The organism is Synergistales bacterium (genome assembly GCA_021736445.1).
Taxonomy (GTDB): domain Bacteria; phylum Synergistota; class Synergistia; order Synergistales; family Aminiphilaceae; genus JAIPGA01.
In genome coordinates, this window is sequence record JAIPGA010000014.1 from 1 (window position 1) to 16,673 (window position 16,673).

The window sequence follows — 16,673 nt, forward strand, 5'->3', positions numbered from 1 at the left end:
CTTCCAGGTGTTCGGTGGCTTCCGCTACGAAATCGTGCAGGAATTCCTCGTCCATGGCGCTCTCCTCGGCGGATGCCGATCCGTTGATGATCCCGTTGACGAGGTTGCCGTTCTGTTCGTCGCTCACACATTCACCTCCTTCCTGTCGATCAATGATGTCTGGTATGCCCCTTCGGCCCCCTTCTGCCCACCCCGCGCCGTATAGCTTTCCCCTCGGAGACGGGTTGCTGTCTCCAGGTCCTCCCTCCCTGTACAGACTCGGCCTCCGGAAGACTGCCGGGGTATGCCGTATCCCTGGAACCGGAAAGGTCGGGGAACAAAAGACACAAGACAGAGCCCATACCGGCGCACTGCATCTCGTCTCATCCTGTCGGGGACAAAAGACCTGATTCTCCTGAACTCCAGGTGCCAACGGAAAACATGATAGTGGATTCCCGGCAGAGGTGCAATAGGTTTGTTTTAACTATTCACACCATGCACATAATCACAAGCCCGGGAGGGCAGCCAATACTTTCGTAAATATGCGCACCAACAAAACAGACGATGGTATGCCATGGCATGCTGCAGCAAAGCCCCTGCATCGCTGCCGGGCGCGCAAAAAGGTAGGGTCGCTCCCGGAGGAGGCCCTACCTGTGGTGCAGGGGGTACGCAAAAAACACGGTACAAGCTGGAACGGCTCCCTATCTGAACAGGAGATTCGGCAGCCACATCACCAGCTGCGGGAAGATGATGCACAGGGTCAGACAGATCAGCTGGGTGATGACAAAGGGCGTGATGGAACGGTAGATATCCGTCATGGTCAGCCCCTTGGGAGCGATTCCCTTCATCATGAACAGCATGGTGCCGAAGGGCGGCGTCAGGTAGCCGGTCTGGGTGTTGACGGCGTAGAGCACGCCGAGCCAGAGGGGATCGAAGCCGTACATGGGGAGCAGCGGCAGCAGAATGGGGAGGGTGATCATCAGGATGCTCCATGCATCGATCACCAGCCCCAGGAGGAACCAGACCACCTGGATGGCGATCAGCATGGTCCACCAGCCGATCTCGTACTTCTCCACCAGACCGGTCACCATCCTCGAGGCTCCCAGCCCCATGTAGACGGCGGCGAAGGCCTGGGCGGAAAAGAGGATCCACATCATGAAGCCCTGGACCTTGATTGTGGCGTTGGCGGCGTCCTTGATCAGCTGCCAGTTCAGGCGACGATGGAGGGCGCTGCAGATGAAGGCGCCGAAGGCACCCACGGCGGCCGCCTCGGTGGGGGTGGCGATCCCCGTATAGATCGACCCAAGCACCGAGGTGATCAGAACAAAGGGAAGGATGACCCCCTTGAGGGAGGAGATCTTGGCATCCCAGTCGGCCCTCTCTTCGGCGGGAAGGGGAGGCCCGAGGTTGGGGTTGCGGTAGCACTTGATCAGTATGTACCCGATGATCAGGGAGGAGCAGAGCAGCCCGGCGCTCATCCCCCCGGCGAAGAGCTCGCCGATGGAGACCTGGGCGATGGTTCCGTAGAGGACCAGCGCGATGCTGGGCGGAATGAGCGGTCCCAGCACACCGCCGGCCAGGATCGAACCCGTGGCCAGCCTCTTGTCGTAGCCACGCTTCAGCATGGCGGGGAGGGCCATGACGCCCATGACGACCACACCGGTGGAGGCGATCCCAGACATGGCGGCGATCAGGGTGCAGGCGATCACCGTCCCCACCGCCAGCCCGCCCCGGAGGGAACCCATCCAGCGGTACATCATCTCGTAGAGATCCTCGGCCACACCGGAACGTTCGAGCACCGTCGCCATCAGTACAAAGAGCGGGGCGGCGACCAGTGTCGTGGTGGACATCATGGAGAAGGTCCGGGCCACGATGATAAAGAGCGATTCGGGACCCCAGAATATAGCGGTAAAAACAGTGCCCAGTCCTCCAAGCACAAATGCCACAGGCAACCCCAGGGCCAGCAGAAGGAACATGCTTCCAAACAGATAGATCGAAATAAGCCCTATATCCATAACTTCACCTCATTCACCGATCGCACTGGTGCCGGCGTCGGTGTCGGTCTTGGTGACAAGCTCGCGGCCGGTCACGGCGGCGTAGAGGTCCCTGATGGTTTTGGTGGTGCCCTGAAGCAGAACAAGCGCAGCCGCCAGGGGTATCGTCAGCTTGACCGGCCAGAGCGGGGGACCCCATGTGCTGTTGGAGTACTCCAGCACCGACAGACTGTCCCAGGCCCAGGGAATGCCTTGCCACAACAGCGTTCCCACAAAGGCGTAGAACATCGTCCAGGTACAGAGATCGACAATGGCTCTGGCCCTCGTCCGGAAGAACTGGTAGAAGACCTCCACGTTGACAAAGGCCTTCCACCGGAGGGCGTAGGCCCCTCCTATGACGAAGTGGGCGCCGAAGAGCATGCAGGAGGTCTCGTGGGCCCAGATCGTGGGGCTGTCGAAGACATACCGCATCATCACCTCGAACACCAGAACGAGCATGATCGGGTAGACCAGGAACCCCACGATCCTGCCCACCCAGTCGTTCATGTTGTCAACAAAGTCTACATAACCTATTATGAATTTCAATCACGTCACCTCACCCGATGCCTGCCTGTCGATAACGAAAGAGCGCCCCTTCCGCAAAAGGGGCACCCTCCCGCTCTTCAGGAGCTACTGGTCGGAATCGATATAGCCGTAATCCCTCATGAACTGCTTGACGATCCTGATCCCCTCGACAACCCGGGGGTCCTTGGGACCGATATCCTCGGAGACCCGCTCCAGATAGGGCAGGGAGAACTCCTGGGTGATCGTCTTCACATCTTCCTCTCCCCATTCGATGTACTCGGTGCCCCACTCGGGGAAGGACTTGTTGAACATCTCGCGTCTCTGCCGGGAACAGACGTCGGCAAAATCCTGGTTGAAGGCCAGGGCCGCCGTCTCCACGATCGCCTGGAGATCCGGGGGCAGCTCGTCCCAGGCCTTCTGCGACACCCAGAGCTCCATGCCCTGCGGCACCTGCCAGGCCGGACCGATGAAGTAGGGGCAGACCTCGTAGAGCTTCAGGTCGCGGTAGAGCCACCAGGCCGTTCCGCTGCCGTCCAGTGTGCCCGTGGCGATGGCCATGTAGGTCTCGGGGTGGGGCAGCATGACCGGCGCCGCACCGAAGTGCTCCATGGTGTCCGACATGGCGCCGAAGAAACGCACCTTGAAGCCTTCCAGGTCTTCGACACCGTAGAGCGGCTCCTTGCTCCAGAAGTAGGTGTTCCCCACACTGTGGGTACCCAGGAAATGGATGCCTTCCTCGGCCAGGCCTTCTCCGATCAGCCTGTCGATTCCCCGGTGGTGGTAGAGCTCGTTGAACTCCTCGGTGGAACGGGTGACGAAGGGAGGCAGGTTACCCGCCTGCAGCCACCCCACGGGGAGCGAGCCCCTCCAGAAGAGGGAACTGGTGTTGGCGATCTGGATCATGTTATGCTGCAAAGCGGGGAAGACCTCCTGGTAGTCTACCAGCTCTCCCGCGTAGTGCAGGGTGATATCCAGACGCCCGTCGGACATCTCGCGGATCCTCTCGATAAAGGGAGGGATCACATATTCGGTGGCAAGGGCTCCGGGGGGATGGTGGCTCTGGAATTTCCAGTGGTATACCTTCTTGTCGTCCGCCGAGGCCTGCGGGGGCGCACCCAGCACAAGCAGGCCGACAGCTACGAAAACGATCAGGACCAATGCAGCCAGATTTCTCGTCTTCAACAAAACCGCCTCCTTCAGATCATGAACTCGGACTCTCTCCCACACGCCACTGGTTGTATGGGCATCACCTCCCCGCATTCCGGTTCGGGACAACCGGGGACGACGCGGCAAAGGGGCCGCCGGTATCTTTCTCCAGTCACCCCGCCATCACATCCGTACAGAACCAAAAAACAGCTTGCCGACAGTCTATAGGACACGCCACATCGGGTCAACACTTTGGAATGTCAAGGCACCAGGGTACTGGAACCACGGAAACCGAAGAGGACGCACCGGTCCCGCTCAGCCTCGCACGGGCTGCCGGGCGACGAAGATCTGCTCGTAGACGAGGATGACGCCGGTGGTCACCGTGGTGAGGATGATGGCCAGGGCGTCGGCGGCATTGATGTCGGCGGCCACCTCGGAGACATGGGTATAGATGACCAGAGGAAGGATCTTGACGCCTGTGCCCGTAAGGGCGAAGGCGGTACCGAAGGCCCCCATGCTCACCGCAAAGAGCAGGGAGGAACCGGCCAGTACCGACGGCGCCAGCATGGGCAGCAGCACCTTGAAAAACACCGTAGCCGGACGGGCGCCGAGGCTCGACGCCGCCTCCACCTGCGACCAGTCGGCGTTGGACCAGGCGGCCACCATGGTGAGGATCATCCGGGGGATCAGAAAGTAGAGGTAGGCCACCACAAGGCCCCGCCAGGTAAAGAGGAACTCCGAGAACTCCAGGGGATTGATGCCGAAGAAACGCTGCATGAGCAGCGTGAAGAAGCCGCTGGTCCCCAGCAGGATGATAAAGGAAAAGCCCACGATGAGCCCGCTGAAGGTCAGCGGCACCGCCGTCAGCGCCAGCGAAAAGGAGCGGACGCCGCCTCTGGTCTTGTGGATGGCGTAGGAAACCGGCACACCCAGCAAGGTCCCCAGAAAGGCGGTGCTCAGGGAGAGGATCAGACTGGTGGCCAGCGACTCCCGGTAGAGATTGCGGAAGATGAGCAGCGAGTAGTTGCCGAGGGAGAGCCTGCCGTCGACCCACAGGCTCTCCCACAGCACCAGGGCAAGGGGCCAGACCAGGAAGAGCAGGATCAGCGCTCCCAGCGGAAGCAAAAGTAGATAGGTCAGCCCCCTGCGTTCCATGATTCCCTAGTCCTCTCCCAGCACCTTGCTGCCCCACATCCGGGCGGCCTCTTCCTGCACGGACTGCGCCTTGATCCAGTCCACATCCTGGGCGCGGTCATAGTCCGAGGCGGGCAGAAACTTGCCGGCCACCTCTTCGGGCAGCTCCACACCCGGCACGGAGGGCCGGACGAAGCCCTTGGCGAAGATCCCCTGCCCCTTGTCGGTCATGATGAAGTTCAGCCAGAGCTTGGCCGTATTGGGGTGCGGGGCGCCTTCCACCATGCTGATGGCGTAGGGAGCGGTGATGGTGCCCTCTTCGGGGATCACCAGGTCCACGGCGTCGCCGAGACCGGCGATGTACTTGGCACGGTAGCCGTTCCAGTCGTAGGTGATCCAGACCGGGATCTCCCCCTTGACGAACTTGTCAAAGGGCGTGGTCTTCTCGATAAGCCGCACGTTGCCGGCCTGCTGCAGCTCGGCAAGGTAGTCGATGCCCGGGCTCATGTCGTCCAGATCGCCGCCGTGGGCGTAGGTGGTGGCGATGGTCAGGGCGTAGCCGATCCCCGTGGTTCTGGGATCCAGATAGACAACGGACTTCCTGAAGCGCTTGTCGAGGAGTTCCTCCCAGGACGTGGGGGTCTCGGAGACCAGGCGCTTGTTGATCACGAAGACCACCGTGCCCTTGTGGATGGAGAACCACTTGCCCTCGGGATGGCGGATCATCTCGGGCAGCCTCTCGAAGTTCACCGGCTTGAAGGGCGCCGTCAGCCCCTTCTCGGCGGCCAGTGCGCCGAAGGGCATGAAGTAGTAGGCCGTGTCGGCCTGAGGGTTGTTGCTCTCCTTCTCCAGACGGACCACCGTCGCGCCGCTGCCCAGATCGTTGTAGTTGATCTGGATGCCGTACCGCTCGGTGAAGGCGTCGAACTGCCCCTGCCAGTTGGCCCAGGTGGGTCCCGTATCGTAGCTGTTCAGACCGCCCTCTTCCCTGGCCTTCTCCCAGAGCTCGCGCTCGCCGGGATAGAGCTCCTCGTCAAAGGCCACCGCAACAGCCGTCAGGGCAAAAACCAGCCCGACAGCAAGCACCAGAACCTTCCACGCACTCAATCGCATTGCCATCAACCTCCTCTGTGTGATCGGCGCTCGCAGCGCCGGTATTCCCGCTACAGGTCTTCCTTCGACAGGGGCACCAGCCTCCCGTCGGCGGCGTCGAAACGGACGCAGAGCGGATCGCCGGGGGTGAAACGCCGCTCTTCGGCATTGAGCAGATCCACAATCATCCGCTGATCCTCCACATCCAGCGCCAGGCGCAGCAGCGGACCCAGAAAGACCTGGCCGGCCACCACACCCTTGAGCACATTCACCGCTCCCTCATCCCCGCAGTGGGGTTCCAGACGTTCCGGCCTGATGGAGAGCAGACAGGGCCCCCTCTGCACCGTGGTATCCTCCACCTGGAGTTCCCGGCCGCGCCATCGGACCCGACCGGGACCGACCGCCTCCGCCTCCAGCAGATTGTTGACCCCCACGAAATCGGCCACAAAGGCGCTCTGCGGCCGTGAGTAGATCTCCCAGGGGCTCCCCACCTGGGCGATGCGTCCCTGCTCCATCAGCGCCACCCGGTCGGAGATGGAGAGGGCCTCCTCCTGGTCGTGGGTCACATAGATGGTGGTGATGCCGCTCTCCCGCTGGATCCGTTTGATCTCGAAACGGAGGTTGTTGCGCACCTTGGCATCCAGGGCGGAGAGCGGCTCGTCCAGAAGAAGCACCTCCGGATCGATGGCCAGCGCCCGGGCCAGGGCCACCCGCTGCTGCTGTCCGCCGGAGAGCTCCCTGGGGGAGAAGGCGCCACGGTCGCCGAGGCCCACCAGTGCAAGATATTCGTCGGCACGCTGCCGGACCTCGTCTTCGGCCATCTTTCGCACCCGCAGACCGAAGGCCACGTTGTCGTAGGCCGTCATGTTGGGGAAGAGGGCGTAGTTCTGGAAGACGATGCCCACCTTCCGGTCGCGGACCTTCACACCCCACATGGAACGGCCGCCGATGGCGATCTCGCCGCTGTCGGGGGTGATGAAACCGGCGATGAGACGGAGCGTGGTGGTCTTGCCGCAGCCCGACGGCCCCACGATGGAGAGGAATTCACCGTCCTCCGCGGAGAGGGAGAAGGCCTCCACGGCCTTGACGTTGCCAAAGGAGCGGGAGACATCCCTCAGCACCACGCTCACCGTTCGGCCCTCTTCCGCAGCAGCTCCACGACAGCCTCCGCCGCCTCCTCGGGGCTCTCCACAGCGGTCAGGGGCACGGGATCACCCTGCTCGTCCCGGACCTGGAATGTCTTGTAGGCCACGATCGGTTTGCCCGCCCGGAGGGCGAAGGCGATCTCCGAAAGCGTCCCGAAGCCGCCGTCCAGGGCCGCCACCACCTGTCCGGCAGTGGCGACAGCGAGGTTCCTGGCTTCACCCAGGCCTGTCACGATAGGCAGGGAGACCCAGGGATTGGCCTCCTCCAGCGAATGGGGCAGCAGGCCGACGGAAAAGCCGCCTCCCTCGGCGACGCCCCGGCAGACACCTTCCATCACGCCCCCCCTGCCGCCGCAGACGACGGTGATCCCCTGTTCCGCCAGGAGGCGGCCCAGTGTACGGGCCGCTTCGTAGAGCTCCTCCGAAGGCGTGGAGGAGCCGATCACGCTGACCACAGGGGGGCGAACATTTGCATCCGTCATGAGGTACCTCCTCCCAGAACCGCCTGTGTGCCTCCGGTGCCGAAGAGGCGGCCCAACAGGATCACGCCGAGCAGCGTGAAGAGACTCATGGTCACCAGCACCATCGTGGCGGCGCAGGCAAAGCCTGTCCCCACGTAGAACGCCTGGTAGAGCACCACCGGATAGGTCTGGCTGGCCGAACTGGTCACCATCACGGCCAGCTGGAACTCGCCCAGCGACATGGCGAAGGTCATCAGCGCCCCCGAGGTGAGGCCGGGCAGCAGGTTGGGGAGCAGCACCTTCCGGGCCATGAAGAGCGGCCCCGCACCGAGCGAAAGCCCCGCCTCCTCCAGACGCTGCCAGCCGATCATCTCGATGTTGGCCATCAAGGGGCGCACCATGAAAGGCAGTGTGTAGACGGCGTGGGCGCCCAGCAGCAGCTGCCAGGTACCCACAAGGGAAAAGAAATCCCAGTTGTAGGCCTGCACCAGACCGAGCCCCATCACCACCGGCGGCACGGCGATGGGGAGCAGGACCAGGAAATTCATCAGGGAATGGAGCCGGCGCTTGCCCAGCACGTGGACGGCGTAGACAGCGGGGATGGCCACGGCGGCGTTGACCAGCACGGCCAGGGAGGCCACCAGAAGACTCGTCAGGATGGCCTTGTAGTACATGGCCTGGGAGAAGACCTTGGCGTACCACTCCCAGGTGAAGCCCTCGGGAAGAAGCGTCCCGAACCAGCGCTCGCCCACCGAACCCACTGCAAGCAGCGCAATGGGCGCCACCACATAGGCGAAATAGAGCAATCCGCCTGCAGCGAGTGCGGTTTTCCGAACCATGGCGGGCACCTTCTTCCTCCGGAATTTTTACAGCGGGAACACAGGGAGTACAGAGGGGAGTGTTGCCTTCACTGTAAAGTGTACACACCACCCCCTCCGTGGTCAATCCTGCAACACGTTCATGGAGGTTACAGTCCCGCTACAATCCTGCCACCCGACGCCGGGCAAGCACAGCTCCGGCGGGCGGCATCACCCCGCGAGCCGGCGGACGGCACCCTCCAGCAGCTCCGCGCCCTTGGCGACCTTGTCGTAGTCGGTCCACTCCTCGGGGCAGTGGCTCTTGCCGCTGCGGCTGGGGACAAAGAGCATCCCCATGGGGGCGACGGCGGCCATCACCATGGCGTCGTGGCCGGCGCCGCTGGGCATGACATGGGCGGAGATGCCCTTCTCCCTGGCCACATCCTGGAAGGTGCGGATGATCTGCGAGTCCACCTGCACCGGCTGGACGGTAAGCCGGTGTTCCAGGGACCACTCCAGACCGGCATGGTGGCAGACCTCGTCCAGGGTGCGCTCGATCTCCCCGTTGATATGCTCGATCACGTCCTCCTGGCTGCAGCGAAGGTCCACGGTGAAGCGCACCTCGCCGGGGATGATGTTGAAGGCCCCGGGCTCTGCGGTGAGCATGCCCACCGTGGCCACGGCGCCGTGCCCGGCGTTGCGGGCGATCCCGTCGATGGCGGCCACCACCCTGCTCGCCCCGACCAGCGGATCCCTGCGGTAGTCCATGGGCGTGGTGCCGGCGTGGTCGCTCCGGCCTCTGACGGTCACGTTGAGGATCCGGATCCCCACGATGGAATCCACGATCCCCGCGTCGAAACCCTCCTCTTCCAGCACCGGCCCCTGCTCGATGTGCAGCTCCAGAAAGGCCTTGATGCTCCCCGGCTTCCGGGCCGCCTCGGGAACCCTGGCGGGATCGATGCCGAATTCCTGCAGCGCCCGGGCCTTGGTGACGCCATGGGCGTCGGTGTTTTCCTCCACTTCCTTCCGGGTCACCTTCCCCGCCATGGCCCGGCTTCCCCAGAGACCGGAGCCGAAGCGGCCGCCCTCTTCCTCGGTCATCACCACCATCTCCAGGGGATGTTCCGTTTCGATCCCTTCCGTATGGAAGTGACGCATCGCCTCCAGGGCGGCGACGATCCCCGCGGTCCCGTCGAAGGCCCCGCCGTGGACCACCGAATCGATGTGGGAGCCGAACAGCACCGGCGGGGCATCGTCCCGCCTTCCCCTCCGCCGGCCGAAGATGTTGCCCGCCGTGTCCTGGGAGACCTCAAGGCCCGCTGCTTCCATCTCGCCCTTCAGATAGCCCCGGGCCTTGATCTCCTCGGGGGTGAAGGCAAGCCTGGTGATCCCCTCCCCCGGCGTGGCGGTGCACCCCGCCAGGGTCTCCAGATCCTTCCGTATCCTCTCGACATCCATCATTGTCCGCGCCTCCCTACTGTCCTCTGGTGAGGTAGTTGTACGCAAAGCCCGAGAGCAGCGCCACGCCGCCCGGGAGCGCGTCGTCGTCCACGTTGAACCGCGGGTGGTGGTGGGCGACGTCGGTGCCCTTCCCGGGGTTCCGGCAGCCTACGAAGAAGAAGGTGCCGGGGATCTTCTCCTGGTAGAAGCTGAAGTCCTCGGAGACCATCACCAGCGGCGTCTCCTCCACGTTCTCCGCGCCGAGCATGGCCTCGCCGGTCTCCCTGACGATGTCCGTGGTGTGCTTTTCGTTGATCACCGGCGAGACAAAGGGCGTCAGCTCAAGCTCCCCTTCGCAGCGCAGGGCGGCGCAGATGCCGTCGAGGATGCGCTGCGAGATATTGGGGAGTGCGGCCCGGCGTCCGGGGTCGAAGGCACGGTAGTTGCCGATGATCTCCGCCTCCTCGGGGATCACGTTGAAGGCCGACCCGGCGTGCATGCTGCCGATGCTCACCACCACCGTCTCCAGGGGGTCCACCTCGCGGCTGACCACCGTCTGGAGGGTGGAGACGAAGTTGCTGGCCGCGATGGTGGGATCCACGGCGAGGTGGGGCATGGCGCCGTGGCCGCCGGCGCCCCTGATGTTCACCTGCCACTTGTCGCAGGAGGCCATGGTGGGGCCGTACCGGTAGGCCATCTTCCCCGTCTCCAGGGGCGACCAGATATGACACCCGGCGATGGCGTCCACACCGTCCAGCACGCCCTCGCGGGTCATGTAGTCGGCGCCGGATTCGATGCCGTACTCCTCGGCGGGCTGGAAGATGATCCGCACCCGGCCGGGGAGGTCGTCTTTCACCCTGGCGAGGTTCTTCGCCGCCGTGAGGAGCATGGAGATGTGGGAGTCGTGGCCGCAGGCGTGCATGACGCCGTCGTTCTGCGACCGGTAGGGCAGGTCGTTCTGCTCCTGCACGGGCAGGGCGTCCATATCGGCCCGCAGCGCCACGCATCTGCCTTCCTTGCCGACGTTCAGATCGGCCGCCACGCCGCTTTCCGTCCCCTTGGCGCCGGTGCGGATGTTCTCGTAGCCGAAGTCGCCGAGCATCTCCGCCACCGTTCTGCTGGTTTCGATCTCCTTCCAGGAGAGCTCGGGGTGGCTGTGGAAGTGGTGCCGCAGCCGGATGGTCTCCTGGTGCTCCTCCTGGGCCATCCGCTTGAGATCACTGAGTTGCAGCATGGATATCTCCTTTCCGTCCGTTACAGCAGCTTCACGAAGAAGCCGGCCAGGACCACCGAGACGATGGTGACCGTGGCGAACCCGCCGACGATCATCTTGGGCAGCATCTGGTCCATGAGGAACTTGTTCTCCTCCGGGCTCTCGGCCAGGGCCTTGGCCGCCTCCTCGGTGAGGATGTAGTTGTAGGGAAACCCGTAGAGCCCGGTGAGGGCCACGGCGAAGGACATCTCCCTGGTGAAGCCCAGCGCCTTCCCCACTGCCATGGAGAGCAGCGCCATCCCCGACACGCCGAGGACGATGCTGCCCGCCAGAGCGGGGATGATGGACATGAGGCCCTCCGGGGTGGCCAGGGCCAGTTTGCTGAACAGAAAGGCCGTCAGCCCCAGCATCAGATAGCCGAAGGAGCCCGCCTTGTTCATGGGCTTGCGTTCCAGAAAGCCCAGCTCCGAGAAGACCACGCCCAGCAGCAGGCAGAGCACCCACTTGGAGACCGCGCCGCCGGTGGCCTTCTCCAGCAGCACGGCGATGTAGGCGATGACGGCCATCTTGGCCAGCATGACAAAGATGGTCTGGTAGCGCTCGGGGAAATTGGGAACGATCTGGAACCGCCCCTTCCTGCCCGAAGGGTTCTCCTCGGGCATGAGCGCCTCCAGCTCGGCCACCTTCTCCCTGTCGGTGCGGTAGATATGCCGCAGCCGCTTGCCTTCCTTCTTCAGCGCCAGGGCGGTGAGCGGATAGCCCACGAATCCCTGGATCACGTACATGATGATGGCCAGCACCGCCAGGTCCGCCAGACCCCTGGCCTCGGCGGCGCCGTTCATGATCATGGCCGCCACGATGCCACCCGTCAGCGGCGGGGTGGCCACCACCATGGTCTCCCATCCCCAGACCAGCGCCCCGACGGTGAGCAGCAGCGCGCAGATCCCCACGGTTCCGCTGAGGGCGATGACCACTGTTCTCCACTGGGCCAGCAGCTCCTTAAGGCTCATCAGTGCGCCCATGTGGACCAGCAGGAGGTACATGGCCATGTAGGCCAGCGGCGAGGCCAGCCCCGCCGTCTCCACGAAATCCTGGGGGATGCCGGGGATGATCCCCCAGTAGGCCGCCAGGAAGAGACAGGCCATCACGAAGACCGACGGCACGAAGGCCCGTGTCTTGGCGGAGACGATATCACCAATCGCAAAGAAAACCGTTACGACAATAAATGCCACAAGAAAATCCATCTTCTCTTCACCCCTTTTTCTCTCGTGTTCTCGCTCGCCGCCCGGTGCTGGGCATCCGTCACCGTTCCCGTACCAGCGCCGGGTGCTCGCCTCCCTGTCGCCGGCATCCCCCCTCACTCCACTCTCCTGCATTCCAATGTCATAATGGACTGCAAACGCCATACTGGATCCACAGCTGGATGCTATGGTATTCCAATGAGAGCATAGGCGCAATCACCCGGAGAGGATTCGCCCCCGGAGTCCGCGCTCCCTGTATCGCCAAAACCCCCGTATTCTCCCTGATGGAGGAGACGGGGGTTTGGCTGATCTGTGCTAGAATACAGTCAATTCTCAGCTTCGTGCCGAGACAGCACTGCGCGTAGCCCAAACAGAAGAAGTGATGCCAGTGGATGCCGGTGCGGGCATGCCAGGCGGCCCTGGTGGGAGACACTCAGGGCGTATGGTTCGGCTGTCCGAAACCGAAAAAGAGAGAGGAGAGATCTGCGATGCAGCAACAGGCGGCTGTGCTCGGCAGAGAGGGTCTGCGGCCCGCCGTCTTCGGGGCGGCGATCTCCGCCGCACTGGCGGGGCTGCTCTTCGGCCTGGACGTGGGGGTGATCTCCGGGGCGCTGCCCTTCATCCGGGAGACCTTCCAGACCACCACCTTCCAGGAGGAGGTCATCGTCAGCGGGCTGCTCTGGGGGGCCTGCGCCGGGGCGATGGCCAGCGGCAGGCTCTCCCGGAGGATCGGGCGGAAGTACGCACTGCTTGCGGCGGCGGCGCTCTTCGCCGCAGGGGCGCTGGGCTGTTCGCTGGCCCCCTCGGTGGAGGTGCTCATCGCGCTCCGGGTGCTGCTGGGGCTCGCCGTGGGGGTCGCCTCCTTCGCAGCGCCGCTCTACCTCTCGGAGATGGCGCCCAAGGGGGTGCGCGGCGGCATGATCTCCATGTATCAGCTGTTCATCACCGCCGGGATCCTCCTGGCCTTCACCAGCGACACCGTCTTCGCCGGCTACTTCCGGATGCCTCCGGAGGCCGGAGAGTGGCTGCTGCGCCACCTCCACCGCTGGCCGCAGGTCACGGAGGCCATCGGTGCGCGGGGGCGGCCACTGGCGGCTCATGCTGGGGGTGACGGCCATCCCGGCGGGGCTGATGTTCGCGGCCATCTCCTTTCTGCCCAGAAGCCCCCGCTGGCTCGCCCTCCGGGGACGCACCGCCGAAGCCAGACTGGTGCTCACCAGGCTGCGGTCCACGGAACGGCAGGTTGCAGAAGAGCTGGAGGAGATCCGAAACTCCCTGACGGTGCCGCAAAACGGATGGGAGCTCTTCCGGGAGAACCGATTCTTCCGCCGCGCCCTCTTTCTGGGGATCGTCCTGCAGACCATCCAGCAGCTCACCGGGATCAATGTGGTGATGTACTACGCCCCGAAGATCTTCGAGATCGCCGGCTTCGACACCACCTCGGAACAGATGTGGGGCACCGTCCTGGTGGGGCTGGTGAACATGCTCTCCACGTTCATCGCCATCGCCTTCGTGGACCGCTGGGGCCGCAAGCCCATCATGTACGCCGGCTTTGTCACCATGGGCGGGGCCATGCTGACCATCGGCGCCATCTTCACTGCCGGGGTGCACAGCAGCCCCACGATGGCCTATCCCGCCGCCGCTGCACTGCTGGTCTTCATTGTCGGCTTCGCCATGAGCGCCGGGCCGATCATCTGGGTGCTCTGCTCGGAGATCTATCCTCTGGGGGGCCGCGACCTGGGCATCACCGTGAGCACCGCCACCAACTGGATCGTCAACGGCATCGTGGGGATGACCTTCCTCACCATGCTGGAGGTACTGGGCCCGGGCGCCACCTTCTTCCTCTACGGCGGCCTGGAAGCGCTCTTCATCCTGGTCTTCGTCCTCTATGTCCCCGAAACCAGGGGGGTATCGCTGGAACACATCGCGGGGAATCTGATGAAGGGGGTGCGGCTGCGGGATATCGGGAGGTGAGGGTGCCAAGCCGTGGTGCCGCCGGAGAGACCGGCGCCCAAGCGGCAGACGCCAGACTCTGCCGGCTCGGTATCAGCCGGGGAACTCGAAGATGGGGAGCAACCGCGCCAGGACATCCTCCAGGAGAACCGGCGGCACATACTCCACAAAGACAGCCCCACGTGAGGTGAAGTCCAGCGCCCGCGGCTGGTCGCACCGAACCACGCCGGCGGTCGCGGTGCCGGCATGGTCCAGCCGAACGGCGAACCCCGACCGCCGGGCGAAGCCGCCGCCTTGCGTCACGGGGAGCACCACCGGAGCCCCCGTCAGCCTGTTGAAGGCGGTGGCCGAAACGACCAGGACCGGCCGGGTCCCCCGCTGCTCATGCCCGGACGCGGGATCCAGCGACACACGGTAGATCGCCCCCTGTTCCATTACAGCAGCTCTCTGCCTTCAGACCTTCCGTCGAGCCATTCCTGTTCTTCGGCAGTCCGCTCTCCTGCTTCCTCGCTCTGTGCAAGCAACTCCTGCAATGTATACCGCCGTTGTTCCGGCTCAACGATCAGTCTGTTATCCTCCATTTTCAAACTCACACTGGATCCTGCTCCCAGATGCAGCATATCCAGCACGGAGGGCGGCAGAGTCATCATCACCGATCCTCCTACCTTGCGGAGTTTCATTGTGGGCATGTCCAACACCTCCCACAAAATTATACCTCAATATAACATCCGAAAACAGTCCCGGGACATCGGTAGCAGCCCGTCCCGACCATCAACTGAAACGGAAATCGTCGGCGGTTACGTGCCGGCCTCCGCTCCCAGCAGCGGCGAGGGCTCGCCGTGCCAGGTGACGAGCAGATGGGTGCGGGCGCGGGTGCCGGCGACGCAGAAGGGGGCGTTTCATGGCAAGCTGCACCCCGGTGTCCGCGGCAGGCGGTGATCCAGGGAGAACAGTGACGGGGTGCTCCGGATTCCGGCAACGCCGTCCCGCGGCAGGCAGAACCGGTGATGCGGCATTGTCTCACAGAGGAGCCGTCTCAGGCGGCCCTGTCGGCAGGCTTCTGTGATAGACTCACTGTATCTGTACGTTATCCGCTGTACACACTACAATTGCACTATCCCAAGGGGGTCCGGAGATGGGAAAAGAGCGTGGCTCGGCGTTTCTTACAATCAGTGTGGCTATCGTCATCACCGGGAATCTCATCGGCGCGGGGATCCTGGCCCTCCCCGTCAACACGGGGCTGGCCGGGCTTGTCCCGTCGCTGATCGGCATGGTGGTCTGCGGCGGGCTGATGTACCTCTCGGCCACGGTGCTGAGCGAGGAGGTAGCGGCAAGCGGCGACGAGAGCTTCAACCTTCCCAGCTTCTTCGGCAAGTACCTGGGCTCCGGCGGCAGGTGGGTGGCCATCGCGGCCAACCTGATCATCCTCTACGGTCTGCTGACGGCCTACCTGACGGGCGGGGCATCGATCATCGTGAACCTGCTGGGGATGGAGGGGGGCGCGCCGCTGGTGACAACGCTCTTCTTCCTGGCGCTGACGGCCTTCACGCTGATGGGGATCGAGATCATCCGCAAGTACGGGTCGCTGCTGATGGTCATCCTCTGGGGGACCTTCGCGGTGATGATCGTACTGGCCGAGCCGAGTGTGGAACCCGCACGCTTCGCCTACATGGACTGGGGTTTCCTGCCGGCCACGGTGCCCATCATCGTGACGGCCTTCCACTTCCACAACATCATCCCCAATGTCTGCAGCAGCCTGGACTGGGACATGGGGCGCATCCGCCGGGCCATCGCACTGGGGATGGCCATCGGCTTCGTGATGAACGCCCTCTGGGTGCATGTGGGGATCGGGGCACTGCCGCTGACGGGCGACGGGAGTCTGACGGCGGCCTTCGAGCAGAACACGCCGGCCACGGTGCCGATGTCCCAGGTCATCGCCTCGCCGGTCTTCCTCTTCTGCTCGCTGCTCTTCTCGCTGCTGGCCATCGTCACCTCCTACGCGGCCAACGGCATGGGGATGGTGGGCTTCGCCGGCGACCTGCTGGGCAACGTGCTGCACCTGAAAAGCCGCCTGGCGGTGGTGCTCTTCGCCTTTCTGCCGCCCTACCTGGTGGCCATGGTCTACCCGGATGTCTTCCTGGCGGCGATGAACGTGGTGGGCGGCGTGGGGATCGTGACGCTCTTCGGCGTACTCCCCGGGGTGATCCTGCTGCGCAGGGCGGCCTCCGCCGGGACCCGCGTGGTGGCCCTCGCCATGGTGGTGCTCTTCGCGCTCTTCCTCTGCATCGAGGTGGGCCAGGAGTTCGGCCTGCTCAAGCTCCACCCCCGGACGGAGCACTGGCACCACCACGAACAGCCGGTCACCCCGCAGGATGCGCAGCCGAGCCCGGCCGCCGGAGATGCAGATTGATGGGAGAGCGGCGTTGACGCTGCGCCTGAGGATCGTATACTTGGGGCCCAAGAACGGCATTTGGAAAGGTGCGGTATAATCCAGGCCACGTTCACCGTTGACGA

At 64.0% G+C, this 16,673-nt stretch carries 14 protein-coding genes and 1 pseudogene; 2 read left to right on the forward strand and 13 right to left on the reverse strand.

Features of this window, described 5'->3' with window-relative positions; translation table 11 throughout:
• Nucleotides 1-680 precede the first annotated feature (680 nt).
• From K9L28_03820 to K9L28_03870, 11 genes are all read right to left on the reverse strand, one after another.
• Nucleotides 681-1,994, reverse strand: coding sequence for a TRAP transporter large permease subunit (locus K9L28_03820; GenBank protein MCF7935451.1), 1,314 nt, complete (start codon nt 1,992-1,994; stop codon nt 681-683).
• 9 nt (nt 1,995-2,003) lie between these two features.
• Nucleotides 2,004-2,558, reverse strand: a complete 555-nt coding sequence (locus K9L28_03825) for a TRAP transporter small permease subunit (GenBank protein MCF7935452.1) — start codon at nt 2,556-2,558, stop codon at nt 2,004-2,006.
• An 84-nt stretch (nt 2,559-2,642) separates the two neighbouring features.
• Nucleotides 2,643-3,719 carry a TRAP transporter substrate-binding protein gene (locus K9L28_03830; GenBank protein ID MCF7935453.1) on the reverse strand — a complete coding sequence of 359 codons (1,077 nt, stop codon included), beginning with the start codon at nt 3,717-3,719 and terminating at the stop codon, nt 2,643-2,645.
• Between the two features lie 279 nt (nt 3,720-3,998).
• Nucleotides 3,999-4,838: an ABC transporter permease subunit gene (locus K9L28_03835; GenBank protein ID MCF7935454.1), complete on the reverse strand. Its 840-nt coding sequence runs from the start codon at nt 4,836-4,838 to the stop codon at nt 3,999-4,001.
• A gap of 6 nt (nt 4,839-4,844) precedes the next feature.
• On the reverse strand, nt 4,845-5,930 hold the full coding sequence (locus K9L28_03840) for an extracellular solute-binding protein (GenBank protein MCF7935455.1): 1,086 nt from the start codon (nt 5,928-5,930) through the stop codon (nt 4,845-4,847).
• Between the two features lie 50 nt (nt 5,931-5,980).
• Nucleotides 5,981-7,039 carry an ABC transporter ATP-binding protein gene (locus tag K9L28_03845; protein MCF7935456.1) on the reverse strand — a complete coding sequence of 353 codons (1,059 nt, stop codon included), beginning with the start codon at nt 7,037-7,039 and terminating at the stop codon, nt 5,981-5,983.
• The gene (locus tag K9L28_03850) at nt 7,036-7,536 is read right to left on the reverse strand and encodes a TIGR00725 family protein (protein MCF7935457.1); all 501 of its coding nucleotides are present in this window, start codon (nt 7,534-7,536) and stop codon (nt 7,036-7,038) included. The genes K9L28_03845 and K9L28_03850 overlap by 4 nt, the downstream gene beginning before the upstream one ends.
• Nucleotides 7,533-8,354 (reverse strand): ABC transporter permease subunit, encoded by an 822-nt coding sequence (locus K9L28_03855; protein ID MCF7935458.1) that lies wholly within the window; start codon nt 8,352-8,354, stop codon nt 7,533-7,535. Before K9L28_03855 ends, K9L28_03850 begins: the two co-directional genes overlap by 4 nt.
• 189 nt (nt 8,355-8,543) lie before the next feature.
• On the reverse strand, nt 8,544-9,773 hold the full coding sequence (locus tag K9L28_03860; protein MCF7935459.1) for a Zn-dependent hydrolase: 1,230 nt from the start codon (nt 9,771-9,773) through the stop codon (nt 8,544-8,546).
• A gap of 13 nt (nt 9,774-9,786) precedes the next feature.
• A complete protein-coding gene (locus tag K9L28_03865; GenBank protein MCF7935460.1) occupies nt 9,787-10,959 on the reverse strand; it encodes an amidohydrolase in 1,173 nt (390 codons plus the stop codon).
• Nucleotides 10,960-11,006: 47 nt separating this feature from the next.
• Nucleotides 11,007-12,209 carry a hypothetical protein gene (locus K9L28_03870; GenBank protein ID MCF7935461.1) on the reverse strand — a complete coding sequence of 401 codons (1,203 nt, stop codon included), beginning with the start codon at nt 12,207-12,209 and terminating at the stop codon, nt 11,007-11,009.
• Nucleotides 12,210-12,694: 485 nt separating this feature from the next.
• On the opposite strand from K9L28_03870, the pseudogene K9L28_03875 reads away from it, so the two are divergent.
• Nucleotides 12,695-14,180 (forward strand): annotated as a pseudogene (locus tag K9L28_03875) (sugar porter family MFS transporter).
• Nucleotides 14,181-14,252: 72 nt separating this feature from the next.
• Here the strand turns inward: K9L28_03875 and K9L28_03880 are convergent.
• Both K9L28_03880 and K9L28_03885 read right to left on the reverse strand, forming a co-directional pair.
• Nucleotides 14,253-14,594 carry a type II toxin-antitoxin system PemK/MazF family toxin gene (locus K9L28_03880; protein MCF7935462.1) on the reverse strand — a complete coding sequence of 114 codons (342 nt, stop codon included), beginning with the start codon at nt 14,592-14,594 and terminating at the stop codon, nt 14,253-14,255.
• On the reverse strand, nt 14,594-14,848 hold the full coding sequence (locus tag K9L28_03885; GenBank protein ID MCF7935463.1) for an antitoxin: 255 nt from the start codon (nt 14,846-14,848) through the stop codon (nt 14,594-14,596). Before K9L28_03885 ends, K9L28_03880 begins: the two co-directional genes overlap by 1 nt.
• A 446-nt stretch (nt 14,849-15,294) precedes the next feature.
• On the opposite strand from K9L28_03885, the gene K9L28_03890 reads away from it, so the two are divergent.
• The gene (locus K9L28_03890) at nt 15,295-16,569 is read left to right on the forward strand and encodes a hypothetical protein (protein MCF7935464.1); all 1,275 of its coding nucleotides are present in this window, start codon (nt 15,295-15,297) and stop codon (nt 16,567-16,569) included.
• Nucleotides 16,570-16,673 lie beyond the last annotated feature (104 nt).

Bases quoted from the DNA above. Each gene is read 5' to 3' on its own strand.
- K9L28_03820 (MCF7935451.1), bottom strand. From the start codon at position 1,994: ATGGATATAGGGCTTATTTCGATCTATCTGTTTGGAAGCATGTTCCTT.
- K9L28_03835 (MCF7935454.1), bottom strand. From the start codon at position 4,838: ATGGAACGCAGGGGGCTGACCTATCTACTTTTGCTTCCGCTGGGAGCG.
- K9L28_03840 (MCF7935455.1), bottom strand. From the start codon at position 5,930: ATGCGATTGAGTGCGTGGAAGGTTCTGGTGCTTGCTGTCGGGCTGGTT.
- K9L28_03850 (MCF7935457.1), bottom strand. From the start codon at position 7,536: ATGACGGATGCAAATGTTCGCCCCCCTGTGGTCAGCGTGATCGGCTCC.
- K9L28_03855 (MCF7935458.1), bottom strand. From the start codon at position 8,354: ATGGTTCGGAAAACCGCACTCGCTGCAGGCGGATTGCTCTATTTCGCC.
- K9L28_03860 (MCF7935459.1), bottom strand. From the start codon at position 9,773: ATGATGGATGTCGAGAGGATACGGAAGGATCTGGAGACCCTGGCGGGG.
- K9L28_03865 (MCF7935460.1), bottom strand. From the start codon at position 10,959: ATGGCCCAGGAGGAGCACCAGGAGACCATCCGGCTGCGGCACCACTTC.
- K9L28_03870 (MCF7935461.1), bottom strand. From the start codon at position 12,209: ATGGATTTTCTTGTGGCATTTATTGTCGTAACGGTTTTCTTTGCGATT.
- K9L28_03880 (MCF7935462.1), bottom strand. From the start codon at position 14,594: ATGGAACAGGGGGCGATCTACCGTGTGTCGCTGGATCCCGCGTCCGGG.
- K9L28_03885 (MCF7935463.1), bottom strand. From the start codon at position 14,848: ATGCCCACAATGAAACTCCGCAAGGTAGGAGGATCGGTGATGATGACT.
- K9L28_03890 (MCF7935464.1), top strand. From the start codon at position 15,295: ATGGGAAAAGAGCGTGGCTCGGCGTTTCTTACAATCAGTGTGGCTATC.